This window comes from Lachnoclostridium sp. An138, assembly GCF_002160765.1.
GTDB lineage: Bacteria > Bacillota > Clostridia > Lachnospirales > Lachnospiraceae > Laedolimicola > Laedolimicola faecalis.
On record NZ_NFLF01000011.1, the window covers coordinates 109874 to 116142 of the forward strand.

Annotated in this window: 8 protein-coding genes and 2 tRNA genes; all 10 read left to right on the plus strand. The window is 53.0% G+C overall.

Features of this window, described 5'->3' with window-relative positions; all coding sequences use genetic code 11:
- Positions 1-3 precede the first annotated feature (3 nt).
- The 10 genes from B5E82_RS10730 (at position 4) to B5E82_RS10775 (ending at position 6047) form a co-directional block, all read left to right on the plus strand.
- Positions 4-726 carry an ECF transporter S component gene (locus B5E82_RS10730; protein WP_087307544.1) on the plus strand — a complete coding sequence of 241 codons (723 nt, stop codon included), beginning with the start codon at positions 4-6 and terminating at the stop codon, positions 724-726.
- 123 nt (positions 727-849) lie between these two features.
- Entirely contained in the window at positions 850-1278 is a 429-nt protein-coding gene (tsaE, locus tag B5E82_RS10735) for a tRNA (adenosine(37)-N6)-threonylcarbamoyltransferase complex ATPase subunit type 1 TsaE (protein WP_087307545.1), read from the plus strand.
- Positions 1275-2102 (plus strand): tRNA (adenosine(37)-N6)-threonylcarbamoyltransferase complex dimerization subunit type 1 TsaB, encoded by an 828-nt coding sequence (gene tsaB, locus B5E82_RS10740; RefSeq protein WP_087307546.1) that lies wholly within the window; start codon positions 1275-1277, stop codon positions 2100-2102. The genes tsaE and tsaB overlap by 4 nt, the downstream gene beginning before the upstream one ends.
- Complete coding sequence (gene rimI, locus B5E82_RS10745) at positions 2095-2544, plus strand: ribosomal protein S18-alanine N-acetyltransferase (protein WP_087307547.1); 450 nt, start codon at positions 2095-2097, stop codon at positions 2542-2544. Before tsaB ends, rimI begins: the two co-directional genes overlap by 8 nt.
- Before the next feature lie 168 nt (positions 2545-2712).
- Positions 2713-2961, plus strand: a complete 249-nt coding sequence (locus tag B5E82_RS10750) for a hypothetical protein (protein ID WP_087307548.1) — start codon at positions 2713-2715, stop codon at positions 2959-2961.
- Positions 2962-2973: 12 nt separating this feature from the next.
- On the plus strand, positions 2974-3891 hold the full coding sequence (locus B5E82_RS10755) for a ribonuclease Z (RefSeq protein ID WP_087307549.1): 918 nt from the start codon (positions 2974-2976) through the stop codon (positions 3889-3891).
- Positions 3888-4922, plus strand: coding sequence for a tRNA (adenosine(37)-N6)-threonylcarbamoyltransferase complex transferase subunit TsaD (tsaD, locus tag B5E82_RS10760; RefSeq protein WP_087307550.1), 1035 nt, complete (start codon positions 3888-3890; stop codon positions 4920-4922). The genes B5E82_RS10755 and tsaD overlap by 4 nt, the downstream gene beginning before the upstream one ends.
- 2 nt (positions 4923-4924) lie before the next feature.
- A complete protein-coding gene (ispD, locus tag B5E82_RS10765) occupies positions 4925-5644 on the plus strand; it encodes a 2-C-methyl-D-erythritol 4-phosphate cytidylyltransferase (protein ID WP_087307551.1) in 720 nt (239 codons plus the stop codon).
- Between the two features lie 156 nt (positions 5645-5800).
- Positions 5801-5886 (plus strand) — tRNA-Ser (locus tag B5E82_RS10770).
- A gap of 71 nt (positions 5887-5957) precedes the next feature.
- A tRNA-Ser gene (locus B5E82_RS10775) sits at positions 5958-6047 on the plus strand.
- Positions 6048-6269 lie beyond the last annotated feature (222 nt).

The following is a 6269-nucleotide window of genomic DNA, read 5'->3' on the forward strand; positions in this document are numbered from 1 at the left end:
AGCATGTCAAATCTAATTCAAAGCGCGGAGGAAAATCTTACGTTTCTGGCGGTATGCCTTCTGATTGTGGTGGCTATCTTTGTGATAGCAAGCGTGACAGAAAAGGTACTTCGGAAGAAGAACGCCATGCCCCGGAGCAATACGCCCACCCGCCGGGTTGCTATCGTAGGCGTATTTTCAGCTATTGCGGCGGTCCTGATGTATTTTGAACTGCCCCTTTGGTTTGCGCCCAGCTTTTACGAGCTGGACTTCAGCGAGATCCCCGTTATGATCTGTGCCTTTGCCATGGGACCTGTGGCCGGAGTGGCGGCGGAGCTGTGCAAGGTTCTGCTGAAGCTGGTGCTGAAAGGAACCACGACGGCCTTTGTGGGAGACTTTGCTAATTTTGTGGTGGGATGCAGTCTTGTACTTCCTGCGTCCATCGTCTACTATATCAGAAAGAGCAAAAAGATGGCGCTCCTGGGCTTGACGCTGGGAACTGTGATTATGACGATTTTCGGAAGCGCTTTCAACGCCCTTTATCTGCTTCCCAAATTTGCGGAGCTGTATGGGATGTCCATGGAAGCTATTATCGGAATGGGGACGGCGATCAACGCCGGCATCGACAGCGTGTGGACCCTCGTTTTCTTTGCTGTCGTGCCGTTCAACATTTTAAAGGGTCTGATTGTTTCGGTCGTCACCATGCTGCTGTATAAGCATATCAGCCCGATTCTGAAAAGGCACTGACTGTCAATTCCAGGTAGACAGCGGCAAAATGAGTGTGCTATAATGAAAGCCGCAGAAAACGGCTGAAAGTAAGGAGCCAGAGCCATTTTTATGCCTGGCTCCTTTTTGGAGAACAGATATAGTATGATAGCAGAGACATTTTCAGAAAAAGAGACCCGAGAGCTCGGGGAAAAGCTCGGGCGGCTTGCGGCTCCGGGCAGCATCTACACCCTGACCGGAGATCTGGGGACCGGCAAAACCGTGTTTACCCAGGGCTTTGCCCGGGGGCTTGGCATTACAGAGCATGTGAACAGCCCCACATTTACAATCGTGCAGGAGTATGACGGAGGACGGCTCCCTTTTTACCACTTCGATGTGTACCGGATTGGCGACATCGAGGAAATGGACGAAATCGGATATGAGGACTATTTCTATGGAGAGGGCGTATGCCTGATCGAATGGGCGGAGCTGATTGAAGAGCTTCTTCCGGTCCAGAGAACTGCAGTCCGGATAGAAAAGGATCTGGAAAAGGGTTTTGACTACCGGAAAATTACGGTGGAGGAGATAAGATGAAAATACTGGCGCTGGACAGCTCGGGCCTGGTGGCCTCTGTGGCTGTAGTGGAAGACGACGGAGTGAACAGCAGTCTTCTGGCAGAATATACGGTGAATTATAAGAAGACACATTCTCAGACCCTGCTCCCCATGCTGGACGAGATTGCCCGCATGATTGAGCTGGATCTGAATACCATAGATGCCATTGCCGTGGCGGCCGGCCCCGGGTCCTTTACAGGACTGCGAATCGGATCGGCGACAGCCAAGGGCCTGGGCCTTGCCCTGGACAAGCCTCTTGTCCATGTGCCTACGGTGGACGCTCTGGCTTACAATTTATATGGAACGGACCGTGTCATCTGTCCGCTGATGGACGCCCGCAGAAATCAGGTCTATACGGGAATCTATGAATTCCGGAACAATGAGCTTTCAGTAATTGAGCCCCAGATGGCAGTGGGCATCGAAGTGATTGCCGGAAAGCTGCGCGCCCTCGGCCGGGAGGTGGTTTTCCTGGGAGACGGTGTGCCTGTCTTCCGGAAGGCGCTCATGGAAGAACTGATGCAGGGAATGGACTTTTCCTTTGCGCCGGCCCATCTGAACAAGCAGAGGGCGGGAGCGGTGGCGGCTCTGGCTGTGTCCTATGTGCGGGCTGGAAAGATCGAGACTGCGGCAGAGCACAGGCCGGATTACCTGCGGCCTTCCCAGGCTGAGCGGGAACGCGCGGAAAAAGAGGCGCGTGAGAAAGCGGAAAAAGCAAAGGCAGAAAAAGCGGAAAGAGTGGAAAAAGAAAAAGCGGAAGAGCAGAAAGAGCAGAAAGAGCAGAAAGAGGCAGGGCTTCATGAGTGAGTGGGTCATCCGCCCTATGGAGGAACGGGATCTTCCGGAAGTAAGCAGGATTGAAGGGGAGGTTTTTTCCGTTCCCTGGTCAGAGCAGAGCTTTCGGGACAGTCTTGCGCTTTCCTATGCGGTCTTTCTCACAGCGGAGTGCGAAGGGCGGGTCGCAGGTTACTGCGGCTGTTATCAGAGCCTGGAGGAAGCGGAGATCACCAATGTGGCGGTGAAGCAGGAATTCCGCGGCCGCGGCATCGCAAAGGCGCTGCTGCAGGAGCTGTTCCGCGTGGGGGAAGCCCGGGGGGCCTGGGTTTTTCTGCTGGAAGTAAGAGCAGGCAATCAGGCTGCCATCCGTCTGTATGAAGGGCAGGGATTTCAGAACATGGGCCTGCGCCGGAATTTCTATGAGAAGCCCCGGGAAGACGCTGTGATCATGCAGAAATGCCTGAAGGACTGAGGAGAAAAGGCAGAACCTGTCTGCATCCTGGGTCTGTGGCAGTGTTTTCCGGCTGTATGACAGTGATTCCCACTACCTGAGGGAACAGTTATTTTGTAAAATATTCACGTAACGAAAAGCAGACGCCGCCGGGGACGGCGGTATCCGAAACCAGGGAGGATGAGCAGGATGCGTGAGTATAAAAATAAAGAAGCAAGAATTCTGGACAGGATTATCTGCAATGGCTGCGGCAAGGTGATTGCAGTCAAAAGGGGGATGCCTATGGAGGGTGTCTTTTCTGTACGCCAGGTCTGGGAATATATGTCCGGCAAGGACGGAGAGATCGACCGGTTTGATCTCTGTGAAGAATGCTACGACAAGATGACGGAGCAGTTCCGGATTCCCCTGACCAGGACGGAGCAGGCAGAGTATTTATAATAGGAGACGGAAATGTTAGATGTATGTTTGCTGGGAAGCGGAGGCATGATGCCGCTTCCCTACCGCTGGCTGACAGCGCTGATGACCAGATATAATGGAAGCAGTCTTCTCATAGACTGCGGAGAGGGAACACAGATTGCGATCAAGGAAAAGGGCTGGAGCTTCAAGCCCATTGACGTGATCTGTTTTACGCATTTTCATGGGGATCATATCAGCGGCCTTCCGGGGCTTCTGCTGACCATGGGAAATGCGGAGAGGACAGAGCCTCTGACTCTTATAGGCCCCAGAGGGCTGGAACGGGTGGTGAACGCTCTCCGGGTCATCGCGCCTGAGCTTCCCTTTCCCATCGAATTTCGGGAGCTTACGAAGCCTCAGGAAGAAATCAGCATAAACGGCTACCGGATCAGGGCTTTCCGGGTCAACCACAATGTCACCTGTTATGGATATTCCATCGAAATCGACCGCGCCGGGAAATTTCAGCTGGACCGGGCGCTGGAGCTGAATATTCCAAAACAGTTCTGGAACCGGCTGCAGAAGGGGGAGACCGTGGAGGACGGAGATACCGTCTATACGCCGGATTTGGTGATGGGCGCTCCGCGGAAGGGCATCAAGGTGGTCTACTGTACAGATACGCGGCCCACGCCCTCCATTGTGGAAAACGCAAAGGGCGCCGATCTGTTTATCTGCGAAGGCATGTATGGAGAAAAGGACAAGCAGGCTAAGGCGGTGGAGCATAAGCATATGACCTTTTACGAGGCGGCTCGTCTGGCAAAGGAAGCAGAGGTGGGAGAGCTGTGGCTGACCCATTACAGTCCGTCGCTGACGCGGCCGGAGGAATTCATGGATGAGGTGCGCCGCATTTTCCCGCGGGCGAAGGCCGGCAAAGACAGGAAATCTGCAGAACTGAATTTTGAGGATGATGAGAAATGAGCAGCAACACGGAAAAAGATATCTATATACTGGCAATAGAAAGCTCCTGTGATGAGACGGCGGCAGCGGTGGTGAAGAATGGCCGCTGCGTTCTTTCCAATATAATCTCGTCGCAGATTGAGCTGCACAAGCTTTACGGAGGCGTGGTGCCTGAAATCGCTTCCCGGAAGCATATCGAAAAAATCAATCAGGTGATCCAGGAAGCTCTGGACACTGCGGGCATGACTCTGGATGATCTGGACGCCATAGGCGTCACTTACGGGCCGGGCCTTGTGGGCGCCCTTCTTGTGGGAGTGGCGGAAGCGAAGGCGATCAGCTACGCGAAAAAGCTGCCGCTGGTAGGTGTGCATCATATAGAAGGCCATATTTCCGCCAATTATATTGAAAATCCCGATCTGGAGCCTCCGTTTGTCTGCCTGGTGGTGTCCGGCGGCCACACGCATCTGGTGATTGTGCGCGATTATGGAACCTATGAGATTCTCGGCCGGACAAGAGACGACGCGGCAGGCGAGGCTTTTGACAAGGTAGCCCGCGCCATCGGCCTCGGTTATCCGGGAGGCCCGAAGATTGACAGGCTTTCAAAGGAAGGAAATCCGGACGCTATTGCATTTCCCAGGCCGAAGTTTGAGGATTCGCCCTATGACTTCAGCTTCAGCGGACTGAAATCAGCGGTGCTGAATTACCTGAACGGCTGTCAGATGAAGGGTGAGACGGTGAACCGGGCAGACGTGGCGGCTTCCTTCCAGAAGGCGGTCTGCGACGTACTGGTGGAGCATGCCATGCAGGCGGTCCGGGACAGCGGCCTGGATAAATTCGCGATTGCGGGCGGCGTGGCTTCCAATTCTACTCTGCGGGCGGCGTTTACGGAAGCCTGTGAAAAGAATCACATCCGTTTTTACCATCCTTCACCGATTTTCTGTACGGATAATGCGGCTATGATTGGCGTGGCGGCTTACTATGAATTCATTGCCGGAAAAAGGGACGGTCTTGACCTGAATGCGGTTCCGAATCTGAAACTGGGGGAGCGGTGAGAATGAAGCGGAGAAAATGTACGGCCATCGTGCTGGCAGCAGGCCAGGGAAAACGGATGGGCAGCAGAATACAGAAGCAGTTTCTGGAGATTTGCGGCAGACCGGTGCTGTATTATTCGCTGGCCGCCTTTCAGGATTCGCCGCTGATTGACAGTATGATTCTGGTCACCGGGGCGGCCGAGATTCCTTTTGTACAGAAGGAAATTGTAGAAAAGTATGGATTCAGTAAAGTGAAAATGGTTGTGGAAGGCGGGGCGGAGCGTTATGCTTCGGTCTGGAAGGGCCTTCAGGCTCTGGAGCATACTCTGACGGAGGAGGAAAAGGAAGGCTGCGTATTCATCCATGACGGTGTCCGTCCGTTTATCCACGAGGAAATTCTATCCCGCGCCTTTGACGCAGTGGAAAAGTATCATGCCTGTGCTGTGGGAATGCCCTCCAAGGACACGGTAAAGATTGCGGATCAGGATGGGTTTGTGGCGATGACGCCGGCGCGGAGTCTTGTCTGGAGCATTCAGACTCCCCAGGTCTTTGATTTCCGTCTTGCGTACCGGGCCTATGCGGAGCTTGAGAAAAGCGGGCGCACGGACGTGACGGACGACGCGATGATTGTGGAGGCGTTTACCGACACAAAAGTCCGTCTGGTAGAGGGCTCTTATGAGAACATCAAGATTACGACGCCGGAGGATCTGAAGATTGCGGAGGCGTTCCTGAAGGGCATCTGAATCGGTGCCGGAGCAGGGAAATTTTGTGCCAAAAACGGGCTTTAAATTTTAGTGAATTTTTTGCCAAAAAAAGTTTAAAAAAATGTTGACAGGGAAGGCTAAAAATGCTAGAATACAATCTGTCGCCACGCTAAGGCGGTGAGCGCGTCAGAGTGTGGAGAGGTATCGAAGTGGTCATAACGAGGCGGTCTTGAAAACCGTTTGTCCGAAAGGGCGCGTGGGTTCGAATCCCACCCTCTCCGTTAATAACCACTGTCGATGACAGGACGAGTTATTATATATGAAATACCGGGTTATGAGGACCGGGCATCTTGGAGAAGTACCCAAGCTGGCCGAAGGGGCTCCCCTGGAAAGGGAGTAGGTCGTTAATAGCGGCGCGAGGGTTCAAATCCCTCCTTCTCCGTTAAGCTTGAAAGAGCAGAAAAACATCGAATAAAAAGTGAAAAAAAGTGCTTGACATTCGAAAGTGATTATGCTAATATATTCAAGCTGGCTCGTGAGAGCCGACAGCGAACCTTGATAACTGAACAGTGCTAAAGAATCCTTGAAAATTCTTAAGAGAATTGTTCAAAGAACAAAACCTATTTATAACAGTAAACGGGAAAGAGATTGCCAGAAGCGATTT

Bases quoted from the DNA above. Each gene is read 5' to 3' on its own strand.
- tsaB (WP_087307546.1), top strand. From the start codon at position 1,275: ATGAAAATACTGGCGCTGGACAGCTCGGGCCTGGTGGCCTCTGTGGCT.
- rimI (WP_087307547.1), top strand. From the start codon at position 2,095: ATGAGTGAGTGGGTCATCCGCCCTATGGAGGAACGGGATCTTCCGGAA.
- ispD (WP_087307551.1), top strand. From the start codon at position 4,925: ATGAAGCGGAGAAAATGTACGGCCATCGTGCTGGCAGCAGGCCAGGGA.
- tsaE (WP_087307545.1), top strand. From the start codon at position 850: ATGATAGCAGAGACATTTTCAGAAAAAGAGACCCGAGAGCTCGGGGAA.
- tsaD (WP_087307550.1), top strand. From the start codon at position 3,888: ATGAGCAGCAACACGGAAAAAGATATCTATATACTGGCAATAGAAAGC.
- B5E82_RS10750 (WP_087307548.1), top strand. From the start codon at position 2,713: ATGCGTGAGTATAAAAATAAAGAAGCAAGAATTCTGGACAGGATTATC.
- B5E82_RS10755 (WP_087307549.1), top strand. From the start codon at position 2,974: ATGTTAGATGTATGTTTGCTGGGAAGCGGAGGCATGATGCCGCTTCCC.
- B5E82_RS10730 (WP_087307544.1), top strand. From the start codon at position 4: ATGTCAAATCTAATTCAAAGCGCGGAGGAAAATCTTACGTTTCTGGCG.